Below are 20,591 nucleotides of genomic sequence, written 5' to 3' on the forward strand. Positions count from 1 at the left end.
AGCAAACCGGGTGCTCGATCGGAAGTCGGGCTCGTTTTCGGTTTGTAATCAGCGGAAGCGGGGGCAAATCCCAGTGAAAAGCAACTTTCATTCCATGCAGCAGGGAAGCGCTCAGGCACGCTTACGATGGTTGGCTCGGAACGCGGCGGGCGGCATTCCGTTCGCGCGGACAAAGGCGCGGTTGAACGCGGCTTCAGAGGAATATCCTGCGTTGAACGCAATGATGCTGATCGCCTGGTCTCCCTGGAGTAGTTGCTCCCTTGCTAGGAAAAGCCGCCAATCGCGCATATAGGAGATCGGTCCGGTTCCGAGGATGTTCTGAAAACGCTCGGAAAGAACGCTCCGGGAGGCCCCCACTTCATTCATCAGGTCCTTCAACGTCCATGGACAGAGAGGATCGCCATGAATGAGTTGCAGGCATCTGCCGACGACCGGATCCCGAATGGCAGCCAGCCAGCCGGTCGTGCGGTTCGGCTCGGCGGAAAGCTGCCGGCGCAGGACTTCAAGCAAAATGATCTCGGTAAGGCGCTCCAGGATCGCCATTCCGCCGCTGTGCGGATGGTCCACCTCCGGGACGATTTGCGAGACGACACCGCTGAGCCAGTCGCCCTCATTGGCGGTGGAGACGTGATTGAATTCCGGCAACGCCTCGCGAAAGGGCAGAAAGTGCATTGCCTCGCAACGGACATAGCCACAGAGAAAGCGAACCACGCGGTCGGAATCGCCGAAATGCAGGATCGGCGTCTCGGACCAGGGCGGCGGCGGTAGCGCCCCGCCTGGATCGAAGATCTGCCCTCCCGTGCCCGCTCCGATGAAATGCGGACTGCTGAACGGGAATGCCGCTATGTCGCCTTCGCGTAGGGTGGTTCGTCGGCCGTCGAATTCTATCCAGCAGGATCCGGCGGCAAGAATGTGAAAGCCGATCGCGTCGGCGTTGGTGCACGGGTCATTGAAAGAGCAGAATTCCATCTTTGATGCGGTGGCTAGACGGCGACGATCTTACAACGGACGGATTTCGGGCGTGCGCAGGCCAGCATTCGATTGAGCACTGCGCAGCCGAGGGCGACTTCCGTCTGCTGGGCTGCGAATGCACGTGCCCGCAGCCGCCGTCCGATGATCGATTTGTAGCGACCGATCGCCGTCTCGACCAGAGATCGTTTCCCGTAGCTGGTCGCGGCCTGCCACTTCATCCGGCCGTCGGCGTTAATCGCGGCTATATGATGGGCTCGTTGACTGGGGAGATCGGCGTCCTTCCGTTCCACCGCATTGGCGCGTGGCGGAATGATCACCGCCGCGTCAGGACTGTGATTGGTAATGGTGTCATAGGTCGGATCGCCATCAGTGGCGCCATCTGCCGTGAACTGACCAATCGGCATGTCAATCTGGTCGAGCAGCGGCTCCACCTGCGAGGCGTCGCCGGCCCCTTGTTCCGTCATGACATGTGCAATGATGTCGCCGCTGTCGGCATCCAGCACCAGGTGCAGTTTGCGCCAACCCCTGCGGGATTTGACACCATGCTTTTCCTCCAGCCATTGGCCAGCGCCGTAGATCTGCAGCCCTGTGCTATCGATCAGGACGTGGACGGGCCCTTTCTGAGGGAAGCGATCAGAGTGCCGATTGTTCGGCGCTCTCGGTTTATTTGCACGACGGCTCAGGGTCGTGTGATCGGGAACGACGAGATCCAGCCCAATCAACTTCAGCACCGAGGTAACGAAACCTTCCGTCTGACGCAGCCGAAGGTCGAACACCAGCCCCAGCGTCAGGGCAGTCTCGATCGCCAGATCGGAGTAGCGCGGCTGGCCACCGCGCGTCGTGCGCTTCGGCGCTCGCCAGGACGACAGTGCCTCGGGCGTCACCCAAAGCGTCAGACTTCCGCGCCGACGAAGGCCTGTCTCGTACGCCCGCCAGTTCGTGACCTTGAATTTCATCTTGCCGATACGATGACGGCGGCAGGCGTTATATTTGAAAGGCATGTTCAGTCAGCCGCGTTGTTTCCACCCGAGCCAACTACGTCACCGCCGATGAAGGATCCGTGCACCAACGCTGATTTGAGCTGTTCTTATCGTTTATAAGGTACTCAGCATCAACGCCGCCTAATGCTGCGCCTAAATCGGCAATCCACTTCCGTAACTGTTGCCAAAATTCGCTCATCACACGGCCTCCCTCCGCAATGATACCTCGGTGCTTACGCCAATGATTCGATGCACATAGCGACGCCCATACCGCCGCCGATGCAAAGCGTTGCGAGGCCTTTGCGGGCTTTGCGGCGTTTCATTTCGAACAGCAACGTGTTGGCGATACGCGCTCCAGACGCTCCAATCGGATGGCCGATAGCGATGGCTCCGCCGTTGACATTAACGATGGCAGGATCCCAGCCGAGATCATTGTTGACGGCACATGCTTGGGCCGCAAAAGCCTCGTTCGCTTCCACCAGATCAAGGTCGGATACCGACCAACCTGCCCTCTCCAATGCCTTGCGGGAAGCCGGTATCGGGCCCGTGCCCATTAGGCGGGGGTCGACGCCAGCCGTTGCCCACGAGACGATCCGGGCAAGCGGCGTGATACCGCGTCGAGCGGCCTCGTCCTCCGTCATCAGAAGAACAGCAGCCGCACCGTCATTGATCCCGGACGCATTTGCAGCCGTGACCGTACCTTCCTTGTCAAAGGCGGGCTTCAGTTTAGCCACACTGTCTATCGTTGCGCCGTGCCGAATGTACTCGTCAGCATCGACAGTGATCTCACCTTTTCGGCCTTGTATGACGAACGGAACGATCTCGTCCTTGAAACGACCAGCCATCTGCGCAGATTCAGCTTTGTTCTGTGAGGCGACGGCGAACTGATCCTGGACCTCACGGGAAAGCTGCCATTGCCGCGCGACGTTTTCAGCGGTGATGCCCATGTGATAGCCGTAGAAGGCATCGGTCAGACCATCCTTGATCATGATGTCGACCATCTTGAGGTCGCCCATCTTGGTGCCTGCCCGCAGATGTGCGACGTGCGGGGACAACGACATAGACTCTTGACCACCAGCGACAACGATCTTCGCATCTCCCAAGACGATCTGTTGCATCCCAAGGGCGATTGCCCGCAGGCCAGAGCCACACACCTGGTTGACGCCCCAAGCGGTTGCCTCCTGCGGAATCCCAGCTTTCATGGCAGCCTGACGTGCAGGGTTCTGCCCCTCACCCGCCTGCAAGACCTGGCCAAGGATGACTTCGTTCACTTCGCTGGTGTCGACGCTTCCTCGCTCCAAGACAGCTTTCACGACAGCTGCACCTAACTCATGCGCCGGGACGTTCGCGAACGCTCCGTTGAATGAACCGACTGCTGTCCGGGCTGCGCTAGCGATAACGATTGATGGTTGAGCCATCTTATCCTCCAAGATTGATATGAATTAGGTTCGAAGCTGTGGTCGGTTTCCGAAATGAGCGAGCGCTTCGGGGTTTGCGAGAGCTTCCATGTTTTTGACTGGCCGTCCGTGGACGATCTCGCGCACGGCGAGTTCAACTATCTTTCCGGACTTTGTTCGCGGAATCTCTGGAACCGCGATGATTTTTGCGGGAACGTGCCGAGGCGAGGCTCCAATCCGAATTTTGTCGCGGATCGTCTTTGAGAGGCTCTCGTCTAGGTCCACACCGGAGGCAAGCCGGACGAACAGAACAACGCGGACGTCGTCATCCCAGTCTTGGCCGATGCAGAGGGCCTCTTCCACCTCGGGAAGCTGCTCAACCTGATTGTAGATTTCAGCAGTTCCGATACGAACCCCGCCGGGATTGAGGGTTGCATCCGAGCGACCATGGATGATCAGACCGTCGTGCTCAGTCCATTCTGCGAAGTCACCGTGGCACCATAGGTTGTCGAAGCGCTCGAAATAGGCTGCCTTGTACTTGGCCTTGCCTGGGTCATTCCAAAACATTACCGGCATCGACGGGAAGGCCGTAGTACAGACAAGCTCCCCCTTCTCCTGTCGAACGGGTCGCCCCTGGTCGTCCCAGACGTCCATGGCGAGTCCAAGCCCAGGCCCCTGAATCTCACCTCGCCACACCGGCGATAATGGATTGCCCAGCACGAAGCATGAGACGATATCAGTGCCCCCTGAAATGGAAGCCAGCTGGACGTTGTTCTTGATCCCCTCATACACAAACGAGAACCCCTCGGGAGAGAGAGGCGACCCTGTCGATGTCATCAATCGTAGGGCCGACAGGTCGTGCGAGGTCATTGGCGTCAGTCCGCTCTTTCTGACGGCGTCTATATACTTGGCCGACGTTCCAAAGACCGCGAAGCCTTCCGCCTGCGCATAGTCGAACAAAACCTTTCCGTCGGGCGCAAAAGGCGACCCATCATAGAGGCAGAGGGTGGCACCCGCCGCCAATCCCACGACAAGCCAGTTCCACATCATCCAGCCACATGTCGTGAAGTAGAAGACCTTGTCGCCGGGAACGACACCGCAATGCAGCCGATGCTCCTTGACGAGCTGAAGCAGGGAACCGCCAGCCGAATGAACAATGCACTTCGGTACGCCGGTCGTTCCCGACGAGAAAAGGATGAAAAGCGGGTGCGAGAACGGAAGACGTGTGAATTCCACAGGCTTCGCACCATATGGTTTGGTGAAGTCCTCAAGAAGCCGGGCCCCTGGCGTGGCGTCGAGAGCCGAGGTAACGCCACCTGCGTACGGAACGATTACGGTAGGGACACCAAGCCGTCCGGCAATTGCGCCAACTTTCGAGGCGATATTCTGAAGCTTGCTATTGTACCAATAGCCGCTGCAAGCGATGAACAGCTTGGGTTCGATCTGCCCGAAGCGATCCATAACTCCCTGTTCGCCGAAATCTGGCGAACACGAAGACCAAATGGCGCCGATGGATGCCGCCGCGAGCATGAAGGCGACAGTCTCCGGAAGGTTGGGCATCATGGCAGCGATGCGATCGCCTTCCCCAATGCCAAGCGCTCGCAATGCTTGCTGCAGTTTCGACACCACCTCATGAAGATGATCCCACGACCAGCGGTAGGAAACCTTGTCCTCGCCTCGGAAAACGAGGGCATCCCCTGTTCCGCTGGTTGAGAGCAGGTTCTCAGCAAAATTAAGGGACGCATCCGGAAAGAACGAAGCCTCAAGCATCCGATCGGGATTGATCAACGGTCGTTCGCCGCGATCTCCCTTGATGCCGCAAAAGTCCCAAACAGCCGTCCAGAAGTCAGCCCGGCTATTGATTGACCAAGCGTGCAAGTCAGAAAAGCTATTCAATTCCTGAGAATACCGACGGTTGGCTTCCTGCATGAAGGCAAACATCGGCGTTGACCGCCGAAACTGGTCCGACGGCGTCCACAAAGGCAAGTTGTCTTTCATCAATCTCCTCCTCTGGAGTTCCGGTTAGCCTGCCCGGAAAATCTCCAGCGCGACTATCTGTGCGAGCGTGCGGCTCAGTTCATCGGTGAGTAGTTTTTCATGTGAATGGAAACGCGAACTGGGCGTGGGCACCGAGATCGCGTAGAGGTCGCCCTGTAGGTCGTAGAATGCCGCGCCCACCGCAGAGATGCCCACAGTGTGTTGGTCCCTGTCGAAGGCAATGCCCGTTTCCCGGATCGACTCGATCTCAGCCTGGTAGGCTTGGAGCAATGTTGGGTCTTCAGCGATTGACGGCTGCTCCTCGGCCAACCTTGCGAGAACCTGCTTGTCACTCAGTTTGGCCAAGCAGGCTTTTCCGTTCGCAGAGTCGCAAAGAGGGAAACTCTCTCCCACGAAGGAGACCGTTCGAAGTCGGTGCGTCCCTGGTATTTGATCCACAAAGACGAGGCGTTTCGATCTGAACACAGCCAGATCGACCGTTTCCTTCGTCCGGCGTGCCAGATCCACCAGGTAGGGCCGAAGCATTTCGAGGACGTCGATGCGAGCCGATTCGGCAAGAGCACCGATCTCCGGTCCAAGGCGGATGCCTCGTTCTGGGCTTGCCGCAATGACGAATTGCTCTGCCTGAAGAGCGCCAACGATGCGCTGCACCGTTGAACGCGGCAAACCAACACGGTCAGCGATCTGTCCAAGACTTAAGCCGTCACTCTCATTTTTAAGGCTCCGCAGAATGGCCGCTGCTCGCGCGATCACCTGAATGCCTGAACGGCTGTCATCGTTGCTCTTAAATGCGTCCGTCATGAACTACCTCGACTGCTTGCGGCCTGCACCTGGGTCAGAACCCAACCTGATCGCCGCCCTTAAGACCCAATATTTGACGAGCTTCCGCTGGGGTCGCAACCTCATGCCCAAGTTCATGCAGGATTGTCTTTATCTTGCCAACCTGCTCGGCGTTCGAATTCGCGAGCTTGCCACGTCCGATATAGAGGGAGTCCTCTAGCCCGACACGAACAGAACCGCCCAACATGGCCGATTGGGTCGCGAACGGCATCTGGAAGCGTCCTGCAGCCAATACCGACCAGCGATACTGATCACCAAACAGTCTGTCGGCAGTGCGCTTCATGAACATGAGATTGTCCAGCTCAGGACCAATCCCGCCAAGGATGCCGAAAATCATCTGCACGAAGAACGGCCCCTTCACGAGACCCCGGTCGACGAAGTGGGCGAGATTGTAGAGGTGACCAACGTCGTAGCATTCGTGCTCGAACTTCGTTCCGTGTTCCTCGCCGAGTATCTTAAGAATCCGCTCGATGTCACGGAATGTATTGCGGAAGATGAAATCGTCTGTGCCGCGCAGATAAGGCTCTTCCCACTCATACTTCCAGCTGGAGTAGCGGTCCGCCAGCGGATAGATGCCGAAGTTCATGGAGCCCATGTTCAATGAGCACATTTCGGGCTTTGCCACGAGAGGGGCTGCGAGGCGATCCTCTACCGTCATGTTAAGGCCGCCGCCCGTTGTAATATTGATTACCGCGTCCGTGGCTTGCTTGATGCGCGGCAGGAACTGCATAAACTCGGCTGGGTCCGGTGTCGGACGACCATCGTTTGGATCTCGTGCGTGCAGATGAAGAATTGAGGCACCGGCCTCAGCCGCTTCGATGGACTGCCTAGCGATGTCATCGGGCGTGAATGGGAGCGCATCCGACATCGTTGGCGTGTGGATGCCTCCCGTCACAGCGCAGGTGATAATTACTTTTTTCGATAGATCAGCCATCTTAGTTCCCTTCTTAAGCGGACCAGCCGCTCATAATTCTGGTAGCGCGGGGCGACTGAGCCGCCCCGCGCCCTCGCTTGCGCTAGGATTGCTGCGCCGCCTCAGAGCCGTTGACGCTATCCGCCACTGAGGTGAGAGCGTTCCTGGTTTCCGGGAGAAAGAGCATGGTCAAACCGGCCCCAAGAAAACCAATCGCGCAAAGTCCGATGCCCGTCGCCAAGCCGTACCGTGTTCCGATTTGGCCGAGAACGAAGGGAGCGAATGCCGAGATTCCGCGACCAACATTGAAGCAGAAGCCTGCACCGGTCCCACGGACACGGGCTGGGTAAAGCTCAGGGAAGTACGATCCGAACGGACCTGCATAGGCAAAGAAAATTGCCAACAGCGGCCCCATCCAGAACAGCACGTTGTTGTCGTGGATTGACGCGTAGATCGGGAGCATGATCGTCGCGCCCGTAAAGCAAATGAGAAGCGAGGTACGCCGCCCGATCTTGTCAGCAAGAAAGCCAAAGATCTGATAGCCAATGAACATGCCGACATTGAGCATAATGATGAACGTCGTCATGTGGCTGGCGTCCAGTCCACGCTCTTGGACCAGGTAGGTCGGTAACCACGTGTTGGTCCCCCAGTAACCTACGAGGGCGCAGCTTGCCGCAATCGTGCCCAGGATGGTTTTCCGCCCAAGTTCTCCCGAAAATATCTCTGCGACGGACGCACGTTGTTTGGTCGCATTGCCTGCGGATTTCTTCTCCTCCTCCGCCCAAACCTGCGACTCGGGAACGAAGAAAAGAATGTAAATGACGGTAATGATCGCCCCGCCGCCACAGAGGAAAAGGACGCGCCATCCCCAGTTCGGCATGATCGAATGAGCGAGCACCGCCGCAATACCGAAGCCGATGGGCCATGCGCTCAACACAAACGAGATCACGCGCCCACGTAGGTGCTTCGGCCACGTCTCATTGATGAATGCGGCGGCAACACCCCACACACCGCCGAGCCCGAGTCCGGCGACGAAGCGCAAGATCAGCATATCCGTCCAACCACGCGCTAGAGCAGCCGCAGCCGTAAACAGGCCGAAGACAAGAAGGCTGATGATAAGCGCCTTTCTGCGCCCGTAATTGTCCGAGTACCACCCGATGACGACGCTGCTGAGGCCGACGCCAATCATCCCTGCCGTCCCCAACAGACCGGCATCCGCAAGCGTCAGGTTCCACTCCTTGATAATGAGTGGCAGCGCAAGCGCGAGCAGCATGAAATCCATGGCGTCGAAGGCATAGCTTGCAAATGAAGCCGCCATGACGTGCCACCTACTCGATGCACCAACCGCATCAACTCGTTCATTGGTATTTCTCAAGGCAAAGACCTCCCGTTCCATGGCCAAAAAAATTGTTATTGAAAGACGACGCGGCGGCGAATTGGCACGAGCGAGATCCCTGCTCTTTCGCTTATGATCCCCCAGATTCCTCGGGGTGCCTTCAACATAATCACGATTGCCAGTGCACCCAGGATCATCAGGTAAGTCGTACCCAAGTCGGCCAGCGTTTCGCGAAGCAAGAAGAAGACGATGGTCCCGATGATCGGCCCTTCGATGGTGCCAATGCCGCCAATCACGGCGATGAAGATCACGTAGGCAGTCCAGTCATTCACGCTGAAGGCAGCATCGGGCGAGATGCGCAATTTCTGCAGGAAGATGAAAGACCCAACCATGGTCGTGAGTCCTGCGACGCTGACATACACCGTCATTTTCGTGAGCCAGGCATTGATGCCCAGGCTTTCTGAAGCGATCTCGCTGTCCCTCAATCCCGTGAGGGCCAGCCCCATTTTTGAACGGAGCAAGAGTACAACGAACATCAAGGCGATCACGGCGAGAGCCAGACCGGTCCAATAGATCAAGATTTCACGCCATTCTCTGCTGCTCGCGATCCCCGTGATGATGGAGGTGGGAAGGCTTGAACCTGAGCCGCCGCCGAGCGAGGAAATCTGTGCGAACGAGAGCCGGAGTACTTCAGCAAAGACCCAGCTGCCGATCGCAAAGTATGCACCATGGAGCCGGAACAACAGGGTCCCGATCGGCACAGCGATGATCGCGCCGAGTAGACCAGCCACGACAATTGCGAGCAGCGGATCCATGCCCAGGAATATGGCAAGCGCAAAGAGCATATATCCGCCGAAGCCCACGAAGGCCTGTTGTCCGACTGATACTAGGCCGCAGTAGCCAGCTAGCAGGTTCCACAGACTGGCAAGTGCGAGGAACGAGAACATCTCCCCAAGCAGTCGGATGTTGGCACGTCCCGTAAGCCACGGCGCGGCAACCAGGGCAACCAGCACACAGCATGCGACAATCGAAGTTGCGCGACTGGCGCGAGTAAATCGTTCAATTCGGAAGCTCATGGCTGTCAATCCATTCTCGGGAAAAGGCCGCGCGGGCTGAAGGCCAACACAATGAAGAAGACGATGTGACCTGCGATGATTTGCCATCCCGGCGATATCTGGGCGCCGATTGCCTGGGCAACACCGAGCACAATCCCTCCAGCGAGAGTCCCCCAGAGGTTTCCAAGCCCGCCAATGATTACGGCTTCGAAACCAAAGATCAGTCTCGTTGGGCCGGACGCAGGATCGAAGTTGGTACGAATTGCTAGGAAGATGCCCGCGATGGCGACCACGCCCAATGAAAGAGCCATGGCCATGCCGAAGATATGGCGACGGTCAATCATCATCAGCTGTGCCACTTCGCCATCGTCGGAAGTTGCTCGAAATGCGCGGCCGAGTGAGGTGTGAAAGAACACCCTGTCGAGACCAAAAATCACCAAGATCGAGACGATGAACATCAAGAGTGGAAGCAGGCCGATTGTGAGCCCTGAAAACACCTCGAAGCTTGCTGTCTCAAGGGATCCGGCTGGCAACCGCCGACTGTCGGCCGTGAAGCCCAGGAGCAGCCCGTTCTGCAGTAGTACGGATATTCCGAAGGTAACCAGCAACGGTGAAAGTAGGTCTTTACCGATTGTCGGATTGAGCAAGAAGCGCTGCATCACATATCCGATTACAGCCATGATCGGGACAACCAGCAAAGCCGAAGCCAACGGGTGTAGACCTGTTGCTTGCACGATGACCAAGGCAACGTAGGCGGCCAGTACGATGAGATCTCCGTGAGCGATGTTCACCAGACGCATGACGCCGAAGATCAGCGAAAGGCCCGCTGCAAACAGAGCGTACAGGCCGCCCAGCAAAATTCCTTGAATGATAGCGTTTATCCAATCCATGGCGATCAGGTCCCGAAGTAAGCAGCCGTGACTTCGGCCCTGCTGAATTGAGATGGTTCACCGGCAAGAGAGACTTTCCCCTCCTGCATGCAGACGAAGCGATGAGCGACGGAAAGTGCTCGGGAGACATCCTGTTCAACCAGGATCGCCGATACGCCGCTTTCCACGATGGTCGGAAGCACAGCGTAGATATCCTTGATCACCACCGGAGCGAGACCGAGCGAAATCTCGTCAAATAGAATGACCTCAGGATTAGCCATCAGGGCTCGCCCGATAGCTACCATCTGCTGTTGGCCGCCGGACAAAGCCGTACCGGGATTCTTCCGTCGTTCGGCGAGGATCGGGAAAAGGGAATAGATACGGTCGAGGGACCATTTTCCCTTCTGTGCCCTTTCGCCGCCGATCACGAGATTTTCTTCAACGGTTAGCGAACGAAATAGGCGCCGCCCCTCGGGAACGAGAGCTATCCCGCCACGAGCAATCCGATCGGGTCGTTGACCACCAATCTCTTTGCCGTGGAGGCGAACCATCTCACTTCGGCAGGGGACCAAGCCCGTTATAGCCTTCAGCAATGTGCTTTTTCCGGCGCCATTTGCACCGATAAGGGCCAAAACCTCCCCGCGACAAAGCGTGAGATCGACGCCGAACAACGCTTGGAAATCGCCATACCCGGCCCGAAGACCATGAGTGGACAGAAGAACCTCAGGCATGAACCGCCTCCCCTTCGATCCCCATGTAGATCGCTGTAACCTCAGGGCTTGCCATGGTCGCGGCTGGATCGCCGTCGGCAATCTTGCGACCGAAGTCGATGACTGCGATCCGGTCGACTACCGCCAACAAGGCGTGAACGACGTGTTCGATCCAGATTATCGACACGCCTTCCTTCCGGACGCTTTTAATGGCCGCGACGAGTTCAACACACTCCGGCTCGGTGAGCCCGCCAGCGATCTCGTCCAGCAGAAGCAGCTTCGGGGAACTAGCGAGCGCCCGTGCCATCTCCAGTCGCTTGCGTTCCAGAAGGGTGAGTTGACCGGCGAGGGTATTTGCCTTTTTCGCCAGTCCCGTCAGTTCCAGAACCTCAACCGCTTTCGCAGCTCCTGCCGCCTCGGTCACGCGGCCCCCGAAAGTCGCACCCACCAATACGTTCTCGTAGGTTGTCATGCCGACAAATGGATGCGGTATCTGAAAGGAGCGCCCGATACCCCGGTGACAGCGGCTACGCGCAGGAACACGCGTCACGTCTGAGCCGTCAAAGTGTATTGTTCCGCTGTCCGGCAGTGTCGTTCCAGCGATCAGATTGAAGAGCGTTGTTTTTCCTGCACCGTTCGGCCCAATAATCCCCACAGCCTCACCCGGATCGACTGACAATGAGACTTTGTCAGTGACCTGGAGAGCGCCGTACCGCTTGCTTACCGTGTCCAGTTTTATGATTGGCATCGTGTTCTCTCGATTTTGGGCTGCCCGTGTGATGAGCAGCCCTGGAAATCAAACTCAGAGGAGCTTGAGTACGCCGCCGACCGGGATTTCAGGTGCAGTCTTGTTGGTCGTGATCACCAGTTCCGCCTTGCCGTTTACGTTCTGCCACTGACCAGCAACGAGAGGCGTTTTCGTCACGTTTTTCACTGGCCCCTTGGACCAATCCACTGGCCCAACAATGGTCTTCAGGTTGGTCGTCTTGATTGCATCGATAATGGCAGCCGGGTCTTCCAGGTCGGCGCTTCGCTTCACAACATCAGCGACCACTTCGAAGAGAGCGTGCTTGAAGCCGATGGGCTGCGTCCATGGGCGGTTGGTGGCTTTTACGAACCCCTCGGCAAGGTCCTTCGAGCTTTCACCCGTGAGACTGGAAGAGAACGGATGATTGGGCGACCACCAGATTTCCGACGAAAGTCCGATCCCGCGTTCTCCGAGAGAGGCAATCACAGAGGGGAACAGTAACGCCTTGCCGATGGTCACAATCTTGGGCTTGAGACCTTGCTGACCGGCCTGGCTCCAGAACGTGGCGAAGTCGGGCGGGATCATGTTCCCAGTGACGATCTCAACACCCGCAGCCTTGAACGCGGAGATCTGAGCTGAGAAGTCGTCCGACATCGGCTGGTATCGGCCCGGATCGGTCAATGCATATCCGGCTTCCTTCAGTGGCTTGGGGAAGCCACGGTCCGGGTCACCCCATGCGTTACCATCCGCATCGTTCGGGAAAAGGCCGCCTACTTTCTTCGCAACGTTGGGATTATCCCAAAGTGAAAGGAAAGCGCCGATTACGTCTTCCAAGCCCCAGAAGAAGTGGTAGGTGGACTCGAAGCCTTTGTCCGGCACACCATTTCGACCGAAGAAGTAAGGCTGCCATGGGCAGTCGGTGGTGATGCATGGCGTGCCATTCGCTTCCGCTTGGTCGGAGACAGGGTTGACCGTGTCCGGCGTTGAAGCGGCGACGATGATGTCGACCTCGTCCTTCAGGATCAGGTCAGCTGCAACCTCGGCAGCGCGGTTGGGGTTTGATTGGCTATCCTTTGAGATAACCTCGATTGCCCAGGACTTTCCGTTGTTGTTGATGCTGGAAAGGGATTTCTTGATGCCTTCAAGAATATAGTCATTCGCCTCAGCGAAGCCTGCCAATGGCCCGGTGACGGGGCTGACGTGACCGACCTTGATTGTTGGCGTGTCTGCGTAGGCCCGCGTGAAGCGCAAGATGGCAGGCGCCGCAATCAGCCCCAAACCAGACTTTAGGATTGTTCTGCGTGTTATTCTTTTCGTACCGATTGTGTCATTCGAACCCATTGTATCCTCCCAGAAAGGTTCGATTGAAGTTAGATGGTCACGTCTTGTGTGACCTGCCGGTAGAGAATTGGCAGCAGCTCGGCGAGATATCCCATCTCCTCCGTGGCATGCTGGTGCAGGCCTCGCGCCAGATCGTCGGTCACCAACTCGTGCCGTATCGCCGCCTTCTGCTCCTCAGAGAACGGGCGATCCGGATCGCGGCTTTCAACATGGCCGAGAAAGAACCGGGACCGCATTTCGCAGCCGTAGTCGGTGTTGCGAACAAAGTGCGTCATCCGACCGAGGTTTACGGGCTTCTCAAGGCTGCCGATGCGTGCGCAAACGGCAGTTCCGTCGAAGGCAGCGTAACGAGCCTGGTCGAAGAATTCGGTGGGATCACGGAAGTTGATCCTCAGCTTGAACAAGGGGCCATCGTCACCGCCCAGATACTCGTGAACCAGATGACTGGAGCCAATGTAGCTTCCTGACTGGCGTTCCTCCCAGTCGCTGAAGACGTGATCGCGCGGATGCCACAGTTTGTACTGCTCGGTACCCCCGAGCCAACCGAACCACCAGTCCACCATCTTCGCCTTACAGCGCGGCATGCGGGTGTAAGCGCACACCGTTTTGAACCCGTCGTCATAATCAACGACGCCGGACTCGATCTTCAGATAGCCTTGGTTCAGTAGGTCGTTGGCGTTTTCAAACCGCATAGTCTTCTCCTCAGGCTACCGGACGGAGCTTATCGGCGACGGGTATCGCAGCCCCCGTCGGGTTGGCGCAGATGGCAATGTCGAACTTTCTGTCCGCCTGACGCCACTGACCGCCAACAATCGGAACTTTCGCGACGTTTTTGATGTCAGATGCTGACCAATCGACACGGCCAAGTAGGGTGTCGGCCTTCGTTGCCTTGATCGCCTCGACTACCGAGCCAGGGTCGGCCGGGTCACTCGCTCGCTTCAGCACGTCCACAGCGACATCAAGCAGCGCGTGTTTAATGCCAATGGCCTGCGTCCATTGCCTGCCGGTGGCACCCTGCCATTCCTTTGTCACTATTGACGACGTGTCTCCTGTGGTAGCCGACCGAGACGGATAGCTCGGGTGCCAGGCAACCTCCGTCGACAACCCGTCAGCAGTCGGACCGATCGCCTCCAGAGTGGTCGGTAGCAGCAAGGCCTTGCCGATTGTCGCAATTTTCGGCTGGAAGCCTTGTTGTTTGGCCTGGCTCCAAAATGCGAAAAACTCTGGAGGGATCATTGTCGCAGCGACAATATCTACCCCTTCGGACTTCATCTTCGTGATCTGGGCCGTGAAGTCTTCTGACATAGGCGTATAGCGCCCAGTGTCGACGACCGTGTAGCCTCCTTGTGCCAGTGCGGGAGGGAACCCAAATTTGGGGTCTCCCCAAGCATTGCCATCTGCGTCGTTGGGGAAAAGCAAGCCGACCTTCTTGTTGGTATCGAGGGTCCCCCAAAGTCCCATGTAGGCAGCGATGACGTCCTCCAAACCGAAGGCGAAGAGGTAGCTCCAGTCGAAGCCTTTGTCCGGCGTGCTATTGCGGCCGAAGACGAGAGGCTGCCACGGGCAAGCTGTGCCGATCATTGGTATCCCGTTCAGCTCGGCCTGGTCTGCGACCGGGACAACGGTGTCTGGGCCGCCAGCGGTGATTAGCAGACTGACTTCGTCTTTCAGCGCGAGCTGGCTCGCCAGCTCCGAAGCGCGGCTGGAGTTTGATTGACTATCCTTGACGAGGATTTCGATTGGGCGGCCGTTCGCGCCTTGCTCCAATACGGATTTGAAGCGTTCAAGAAGAAAACGATCCGGTTCACCGAAGAACGCCAACGGACCGGTTTGCGGCGTGACAAAACCTACGCGTATGGGCTTTCCGGCGGCGAATGCACGCCCCTTTGTCAGTGCGGGTGCGGCAACCGCGAGTGCAGTAGCCTGAATGAACGTTCTTCGATTTAACCCCGTAATCCTCATAGTCTGCCTCCTCCCAAAGGTTGGTCTATCGCTACGTTTGTTATTCGACCGGTTTGAAGTTCCTGAGATATTGGGCCACACGTGCTCGCAGAGCGGCGGCGCCCTCCTCAGTCCAAGCTCGGAAGCCTTCCCCAGATTTCATCCCAAGCCGCCCCTTCTCAACCAGCTCCCGCAGATAAGGCGATGGACCAGGATCGCGATTGAGGTGTTCGAGCACTACGTTATGGATGTCTAAGGTCAGGTCCGTTCCAACGAGATCGGCGTTTTCCAATGGCCCCAGTACTGCCAACCGCCGTCCAAAGCTTGACTTGACAACGGTGTCGACGGTCTCGGCGTCAGCAATGCCCTCGGCAACGATGGCTATCGCCTCACGCCACAACGCATGCTGCAATCGGTTTCCTACAAAGCCCGGAACATCCCTTTTGACGTGGACCGGTGTCTTTCCGGCAGATGCCAAAAGATCAATCATCTCGGCCACGATGTTAGAATCGGTGTTTGCCGTAGCCACCACTTCGACAAGCGGGACGAGAAATGGTGGGTTCCACCAATGCGTTCCGAGAATACGTTCACCAGTTTGCAGCCCTTGCGCGATGTCGGTGATCGGAATGACCGACGTGTTTGAGGCGAGAATGGCGTGCTTCGGCGCAAGGCGTACCAGGTCAGCGAATATTGAGCGCTTTAGCTCCAACTTTTCTGGCGCAGCTTCAATGACAACGTCAGCATCGCTCACAGCGTCTGCCAGCACTGCATATCCTGTGACGAGGTCCTGCGCTCCGTCGGGCAAGCCGAGATCGAAAAGGTTCTTCATAATCCGAGAGCGGAGAGTGTCGAGAGCCGGTTGGTGGGCATCGAACACTGCAACGCTGTGGCCTGCAACTGCAAAGACCTGGGCGATGCCGTGGCCCATGAGCCCTGCTCCGATCACCGCGATTTTCATTTTGGTATCAGACATCATCAGCCCGCCGTGTACCCGCCATCGGCGTAAAGAGTGTGTCCCGTGTAGAAGTCTGATGCTCGCGAGGCCAAGAAGAGCAACGGGCCTGCCAGATCGTCAGGCTCGCCCAGCCGCCCTTTTGGAACACGGGCGAGAAACCCCTTGCGGACCTCTTGCGCCTTCTCGGTTTCGTCGAACATCCAGGCGGTCAGCGGCGACCGAAAGACCGTTGGCGCTATGGCGTTGACTGTGATCCCCGTCGGGCCCCATTCGCATCCGAGCGCACGGGTTAAGCCGTCAACTGCGGATTTGGATGCGCAATAGGCGGAATACCCAGCTGGATGTCCCAGGAGCCCGCGTGCGGAGGACATGAAGACAACCTTGCCCCCTTCCCCCTGCTCCAACATGCGCTTGCCGACGGCGCGGGCCATCAGCCAGCTTTGCGTCACGTTGGCGTCCATGACGTCGAGGAACCGGTCAGGGGCCATGTCGACGATCTTCGCGACGTCGTTCTTGCCGGATGCGACAACTAGGATGTCTACTCTGCCAAAGCGTGAAATCGTGTCTGCAACAATCGCCTCGCAGTCATCCTCTGTCGTTGGTCGGCGGTTGAGAGATAGGACTTCGGCGCCCAAGTGAACGCATGCTTCTTCCGTCTCACGAAGGGCATTTTGATTGCCTGCGACAATCGACAGTTTCGCTCCTGCCCCAGCGAGAATACGCGCAGCGAGGGCTCCGAATGCTCCTGAAGCCCCGGTGACAATTGCCACTTTGCCGCTGACGTCAAACAAGCTTGAAGGCTTGCGCAGTGTTTCTTCCGCAATCATTGGACCGCTCCGGCAGGGTATGGGATGACAACCAGCATTTTACAGACGTGATTGGATCGATTGACGATCTCGCGCACCTCTCCGGGTGCAATGGTGCAGCTGTCCAGCGCCTTCAGGACTGTTTCGCTGCCATCGACAACGACCGTCATTTCGCCGTCCAAGACGACGTAGACCTTCTCGAATGGCGTGGAGTCGGGACCCGCGCCTCCGCCGGGTAAGAATTGAGAAAAGCCGACCCATTGATTTTTAGGGCCGCCTTCTTCGAAGCCCTGCAACCGCAATCCGAAGCACCCGTGATGGTTCGGCGCCTCGTACGATTTGGCTTCTTGAAACCGCTTTGTGAACATGTCTCCTCCCGTTCACGTTGGGGTTACGGATTCATCATCCGTTGATCAGCAGTGACGCCACCTCCTCTTGCGGCGTCACTCCATGTTAGCTGCTGTGATTCAGGCAGCAGGTCGTACTCAGAAGCTTTCACCCTTCTCGACGCGGTAGTTCTGGTCCTTGTCGATCATAGCCACCAGACGGATGATGCAGCCATCGCCGCGATCCCAGTTGATTGGGAAGAACGCGAACGTGCAGCGCTTGCCGGTGACAGCATCCAGATCACCGCCCACGTTTTCGATGCCGAGAATGCCCGCCTTGAAAATCTTCTGGTGGACAGGCTCCCATTCCGGGAAGTCGTCCTTCCAATCGCGTCCGCCGGACCATTCCTTGTATTCTTCAGCGAGATGCGGAAGCAGAGGCCCATTGCGCTGAGGTCCAATTGCCGTTGCAAGCGGGTGGTCATTGGCCTGGGTATCATGGCCGACAACCTTGACGCCCTTCTCGATCATCCAGTCGGCGGCAGACGGTACGAAGCCTGGGCAATACGCGAAGTAGTCGCCGTCTTCGTATTCCTTGTGCCACCCGGTGTTGATGATGAGCACATCACCTTTGCGGATCGCATGTCCGCACGCCTTTTCGAGGTCGTCATAGGTGATCGGCTCCCACTTCTTCTTCGGGATCGAAACGACAATGCCGGAGCCGAAGAAGTGTGGAAGTGGGACTTCGTCAATGAAAGGCGTTCCCTGGACAACGTGCGCTGGCGCATCAATGTGCGTTGTTACGTGCATCGTTGTCGTGATGGTCTGCGAAAGAACGCCGGACTTTGCCATGTAGTGCATGCGCTCGATGCGAACATCTTTGAAGTACGGCCAGTTGGGGCACTGGTACCCGAAGCGATGCGAGAGATTGTAGAACTCGATCCCCATTGGGTTATCGAGGTTATCCTGAAATTCGATCCCACGGACAGTAATGGACATACAGAAATCCTCCTCGCCTCGCGGTGCGGGGCGTAGCATTAGATCCAAATTTTGGCTGACTCCTCCCAGAGCGCCTGTACCTTTATACGGTACATCTGTATCATTTATTGTCAAGCGGCATTCGGATTGCGCCCAGAAGTTTGGCGCTACTCTTTGAACTGCATTGTTTATTTGAGGAGGAAGCGGACATGAAACCACAGGCAGAAAGTCGGGTCGCACGGCGACAGCGGCTCAATCGATTGGCGCTCCTCACAGCTGGCGAAGAAGTTATGTCAGTGAAGGGAATCGACGCAGCCACGATGCACGAGATGAGAGTGGGAAAAACGTGGGGGTAAGGATATCCAGATAATCGAGTGCTTTTTGGAAAGGGTACTTGTTGACCGCACAATTTAAGATGATCATCTCCGTCGAGCTTGTGGGGGTGGACGGCGTTCGACAGCGTGGTGAGATTGCCAACGTTAAGCGAAGTGTCGATGATGCTCGTCTCGACGATTTTGGCCTTTCCCTCGAAGAATCCAAAGAAATTCAGCTGCATCTGCAGAAGGAGCTGACGCAGTTTCAGACGGATCAGGCCGTCCAGCGTGATCGGAAGTGCTCGCACTGCGATTGCTCTCGCCAGGTTCACGATTACAGATCCCGTGCGATCCATTCGCTCTTCGGCCTTTGTCGTGTGCGCGTGCCACGGTGGCGACGCTGCGAATGCGGATCGAGCGCAAGACTGGCCACCGATTGCGCCCCGACCCTGTTGAATGGAAGAGCAACGCCGGAATTGGAGCGAATTCAGGCAGAACTCGGCTCCCGTTTGTCCTTTCGAGAAGCAGCTCGTGTACTTGATATCTTTTTGCCGACCGCAAGAGTCCATAATCACCGGACGCTAAGGAACCGGCTGGCCAAGGTTGCCGATCAGATCGAAAAGTGGGACGTCGCGAGCCCCTACCGTCTCAGTCGCGCCGGCAAGTCTCCCGTTTCCGTTGTCATCGATGGCGCCTACATTCGCGCGGTTCCCGGCTATCAAAGCCGGCATTTCGAGGTCGCAATGGGACGGGTTGTGTCGCAAGGCCGGGCACCGCGTCAGTTTGCCGGCGCGCCTCATATGGCTACCGGCAAGCACGATATTCTTCGCGCGGCGTTACGAGCACAAGGATGGCTTCCTGGCCGAGACGTTACTGTCTTCAGTGACGGACAAGTCGGCTTGCAAAACATCGTCCTCAGCGCAACACACCAGCCCGTCACGCATATTCTCGACTGGTTTCGTCTATCGATGCGGCTGCGGCACATTGAGCAGGCCTGGGAGGGCATCAGGCATCTCCATGATCTAAACGTCTATCTTCGAGATGTCGCAGTACATGTGCCAAGGCTTCGACATCTGCTTTGGAGTGGTTATGTCCGGGAGGCAAGTGAAGCCGTAACGCAGATGCTCGCCCAATTGGATCAGCATCCCGGACTTCGTGATGCCACCGGGAAGCTCAGGCGTCTATGCGAACTGATCAACAATCTTGGCACCTACCTGGCGCAGAATGCAGCTTCGATCGTCAACTACTGTCGGCGATACTGGTCCGGTCAACCGATATCCAGTTCGCCCGCCGAAAGTGCCGCCAACAGCCTCGTCAATGCCCGTATGAATAAGAAGCGTCAGATGCGTTGGTCGCCGATTGGCACTCATCGGGTTCTTCAAGTCCGAGCCGCTGTAGCGGATGGTCGACTTAAGAAGGCAAAGCTAAATCTTGCAGTGTGACCCCCAGGTTTTTCCCGCTCCCTTGAGCAGCTTGCGCATCAGATGCAGGGCGGCTGCCTTGTTCCTTCGGCTTTGTAGCAGGGCATTGACGGCGCGCCACAGCCAGTATTTCTTTCCCGTAATGGTCACCACCATCTCATCGAGCTGCCACTTATCGGCAAAGTGGCCGCGTGAACGGCGGCGGAGTTGATTAGCAAATTTGGGACCGAACTTCGCAACCCATTCCGAGAGGGTCTGAAACGAGACCTCAATGCCACGCTCGGCAAGCAGATCTTCGACGTCGCGAAAACTGAGCGGAGACCGATAATAGAGCCAGACCGCATGGGCGATGATCTGGGCGGGGAAGCGGTGGCGACGATAGTGATGCTGCTGCTCTTCGGTCATGCACGTCGCATATCATCCCCTCCGCACATTTCCCTTAAGGTGATGTGGTTGTCGCCCTCCGACGGCATCGAATGTGCCAAGATGGTTTTTTTGCAAAACCCAAGAGAGGAGCCACCCACCATGGACGATATTGCGACAATCGGGCTTGATATCGCAAAGAATGTTTTCCAATTGCACGGTGTCGATGCGCGGGGGCAGGTCGTTCTGCGCAAAGCCTTGCGCCGCGCCAACATGATCGCTTTCTTCACAAAACTACCACCCTGCCTGATCGGCATGGAAGCCTGCT

At 57.3% G+C, this 20,591-nt stretch carries 20 protein-coding genes and 2 pseudogenes; 2 read left to right on the forward strand and 20 right to left on the reverse strand.

Going from position 1 to position 20,591, the window contains the following annotated elements; translation table 11 throughout:
* Window positions 1–111: 111 nt before the first annotated feature.
* From FHT28_RS33720 to FHT28_RS33810, 19 genes are all read right to left on the reverse strand, one after another.
* Window positions 112–969: an AraC family transcriptional regulator gene (locus FHT28_RS33720; RefSeq protein WP_168598639.1), complete on the reverse strand. Its 858-nt coding sequence runs from the start codon at window positions 967–969 to the stop codon at window positions 112–114.
* A 14-nt stretch (window positions 970–983) separates the two neighbouring features.
* Complete coding sequence (locus FHT28_RS33725; protein ID WP_168598640.1) at window positions 984–1,973, reverse strand: IS5 family transposase; 990 nt, start codon at window positions 1,971–1,973, stop codon at window positions 984–986.
* A 34-nt stretch (window positions 1,974–2,007) separates the two neighbouring features.
* A complete protein-coding gene (locus FHT28_RS33730; protein ID WP_168598641.1) occupies window positions 2,008–2,151 on the reverse strand; it encodes a hypothetical protein in 144 nt (47 codons plus the stop codon).
* A gap of 34 nt (window positions 2,152–2,185) precedes the next feature.
* Window positions 2,186–3,370: an acetyl-CoA C-acetyltransferase gene (locus tag FHT28_RS33735; RefSeq protein WP_168598658.1), complete on the reverse strand. Its 1,185-nt coding sequence runs from the start codon at window positions 3,368–3,370 to the stop codon at window positions 2,186–2,188.
* A gap of 24 nt (window positions 3,371–3,394) precedes the next feature.
* Complete coding sequence (locus FHT28_RS33740) at window positions 3,395–5,347, reverse strand: acetoacetate--CoA ligase (RefSeq protein WP_168598659.1); 1,953 nt, start codon at window positions 5,345–5,347, stop codon at window positions 3,395–3,397.
* Window positions 5,348–5,371: 24 nt separating this feature from the next.
* Window positions 5,372–6,148, reverse strand: a complete 777-nt coding sequence (locus FHT28_RS33745) for an IclR family transcriptional regulator (RefSeq protein WP_168598642.1) — start codon at window positions 6,146–6,148, stop codon at window positions 5,372–5,374.
* 34 nt (window positions 6,149–6,182) lie between these two features.
* Window positions 6,183–7,121, reverse strand: a complete 939-nt coding sequence (locus tag FHT28_RS33750) for a 3-keto-5-aminohexanoate cleavage protein (protein WP_168598643.1) — start codon at window positions 7,119–7,121, stop codon at window positions 6,183–6,185.
* A gap of 82 nt (window positions 7,122–7,203) precedes the next feature.
* Window positions 7,204–8,418: an MFS transporter gene (locus FHT28_RS33755; protein ID WP_210255961.1), complete on the reverse strand. Its 1,215-nt coding sequence runs from the start codon at window positions 8,416–8,418 to the stop codon at window positions 7,204–7,206.
* Between the two features lie 92 nt (window positions 8,419–8,510).
* On the reverse strand, window positions 8,511–9,512 hold the full coding sequence (locus FHT28_RS33760) for a branched-chain amino acid ABC transporter permease (RefSeq protein WP_210255962.1): 1,002 nt from the start codon (window positions 9,510–9,512) through the stop codon (window positions 8,511–8,513).
* A 5-nt stretch (window positions 9,513–9,517) separates the two neighbouring features.
* Entirely contained in the window at window positions 9,518–10,381 is an 864-nt protein-coding gene (locus tag FHT28_RS33765) for a branched-chain amino acid ABC transporter permease (RefSeq protein WP_168598646.1), read from the reverse strand.
* Between the two features lie 5 nt (window positions 10,382–10,386).
* Entirely contained in the window at window positions 10,387–11,091 is a 705-nt protein-coding gene (locus FHT28_RS33770) for an ABC transporter ATP-binding protein (RefSeq protein ID WP_168598647.1), read from the reverse strand.
* On the reverse strand, window positions 11,084–11,818 hold the full coding sequence (locus FHT28_RS33775) for an ABC transporter ATP-binding protein (protein WP_168598648.1): 735 nt from the start codon (window positions 11,816–11,818) through the stop codon (window positions 11,084–11,086). The genes FHT28_RS33770 and FHT28_RS33775 overlap by 8 nt, the downstream gene beginning before the upstream one ends.
* Before the next feature lie 54 nt (window positions 11,819–11,872).
* Window positions 11,873–13,159, reverse strand: a complete 1,287-nt coding sequence (locus FHT28_RS33780; protein WP_168598649.1) for an ABC transporter substrate-binding protein — start codon at window positions 13,157–13,159, stop codon at window positions 11,873–11,875.
* Window positions 13,160–13,188: 29 nt separating this feature from the next.
* The gene (locus FHT28_RS33785) at window positions 13,189–13,851 is read right to left on the reverse strand and encodes a hypothetical protein (RefSeq protein ID WP_168598650.1); all 663 of its coding nucleotides are present in this window, start codon (window positions 13,849–13,851) and stop codon (window positions 13,189–13,191) included.
* 10 nt (window positions 13,852–13,861) lie between these two features.
* Window positions 13,862–15,121, reverse strand: a complete 1,260-nt coding sequence (locus FHT28_RS33790; RefSeq protein WP_168598651.1) for an ABC transporter substrate-binding protein — start codon at window positions 15,119–15,121, stop codon at window positions 13,862–13,864.
* Window positions 15,122–15,161: 40 nt separating this feature from the next.
* On the reverse strand, window positions 15,162–16,073 hold the full coding sequence (locus FHT28_RS33795) for a 3-hydroxyacyl-CoA dehydrogenase family protein (protein ID WP_210255963.1): 912 nt from the start codon (window positions 16,071–16,073) through the stop codon (window positions 15,162–15,164).
* A gap of 2 nt (window positions 16,074–16,075) precedes the next feature.
* The gene (locus tag FHT28_RS33800; protein WP_168598653.1) at window positions 16,076–16,882 is read right to left on the reverse strand and encodes an SDR family oxidoreductase; all 807 of its coding nucleotides are present in this window, start codon (window positions 16,880–16,882) and stop codon (window positions 16,076–16,078) included.
* The gene (locus FHT28_RS33805) at window positions 16,879–17,229 is read right to left on the reverse strand and encodes a cupin domain-containing protein (RefSeq protein ID WP_168598654.1); all 351 of its coding nucleotides are present in this window, start codon (window positions 17,227–17,229) and stop codon (window positions 16,879–16,881) included. Before FHT28_RS33805 ends, FHT28_RS33800 begins: the two co-directional genes overlap by 4 nt.
* Window positions 17,230–17,346: 117 nt before the next feature.
* Window positions 17,347–18,186, reverse strand: a complete 840-nt coding sequence (locus FHT28_RS33810) for a cyclase family protein (RefSeq protein WP_168598655.1) — start codon at window positions 18,184–18,186, stop codon at window positions 17,347–17,349.
* Window positions 18,187–18,562: 376 nt separating this feature from the next.
* Here FHT28_RS33810 and FHT28_RS33815 point away from each other — a divergent pair, with 376 nt between their 5' ends.
* Window positions 18,563–19,921, forward strand: coding sequence for an ISKra4 family transposase (locus FHT28_RS33815; RefSeq protein WP_168598660.1), 1,359 nt, complete (start codon window positions 18,563–18,565; stop codon window positions 19,919–19,921).
* Window positions 19,922–19,942: 21 nt separating this feature from the next.
* Here FHT28_RS33815 and FHT28_RS33820 read toward each other — a convergent pair.
* Window positions 19,943–20,305: pseudogene (locus tag FHT28_RS33820) on the reverse strand (IS6 family transposase); the annotation flags it as partial.
* Between the two features lie 120 nt (window positions 20,306–20,425).
* Between FHT28_RS33820 and FHT28_RS33825 the strand changes: the two are divergent.
* Window positions 20,426–20,591, forward strand: a pseudogene (locus FHT28_RS33825) (IS110 family transposase); the annotation flags it as partial.

The sequence above is a fragment of the Rhizobium sp. SG570 genome (genome assembly GCF_012275345.1).
GTDB classification, from domain to species: domain Bacteria; phylum Pseudomonadota; class Alphaproteobacteria; order Rhizobiales; family Rhizobiaceae; genus Rhizobium; species Rhizobium lusitanum.